Raw genomic sequence first — 806 nt, forward strand, 5'->3', positions numbered from 1 at the left:
CGTCGTCCGCGCGCCGCCGCACCGCCTCCACCTGCGAAAACACCCCTCCTGCGGCCGTCTGTCCGGATTCGCGCGGCAACCGTCCGAACCCGTACCTCAGTTGACGTACACCGCGCAGTAATATTCCAGGCCCAACCCGAAGCGCACTAACGTGCGGTGCCGCAACAGGAGGCACCATGCGATCCATCAACAGCCGCAGACTCTTCAGCGGCACCGGGCTCATCGTCACGGGCCTGGCGGCGACCCTCGTGGCAATGATCTTCCCGATCTGGTCGTACTCGGACCGGTCGGGCACCGGCGTGGACACGCTGAACGCCCAGACCTTGTCGACGAGGTACGGCCCGCTGTCCGCGCTGGACCGCGAGTTCGTCACCAAGGTGCGGCTCGCGGGCCTGTGGGAGCTGCCCGCCGGCCAGCAGGCCGAGGAACGCGGCACGACGCAGGCGGTCAAGACAGCCGGCGAGCACCTCGTGGAGGGGCACACGTTCCTGGACGAGCGCGTGCGCGACGTGGCTTCACAGCTCGGGCTCCAGCTGCCCAACCAGCCCAACGAGCAGCAGCAGGCGTGGCTCGGCACGCTGAGTGCGGCACGGGGCGAGGAATACGACGTGCAGTTCGCGAACATCCTGCGCAAGGCGCACGGCAAGGTCTTCGGCCTCGTCGCCCAGGTCCGCGCGAGCACCCGCAACTCGCTCGTCCGCCGCCTCGCCGACGACGCGAACACCACGGTCCTGGACCACATCACTGTCCTGGAGGCCACCGGTCTCGTCGACTTCGACGCCCTGGCCCGGGACGCGGCCACCGCG

Annotated in this window: 1 protein-coding gene; it reads left to right on the forward strand. The window is 69.4% G+C overall.

What is annotated here, in order from left to right:
• Positions 1-176 precede the first annotated feature (176 nt).
• The coding region (locus AOK17_RS43805) for a DUF4142 domain-containing protein (RefSeq protein ID WP_055618230.1) at positions 177-806 on the forward strand (630 nt) is incomplete at its 3' end.

It is taken from the genome of Streptomyces phaeochromogenes (genome assembly GCF_001418655.1).
GTDB classification, from domain to species: Bacteria; Actinomycetota; Actinomycetes; order Streptomycetales; family Streptomycetaceae; genus Streptomyces; species Streptomyces phaeochromogenes.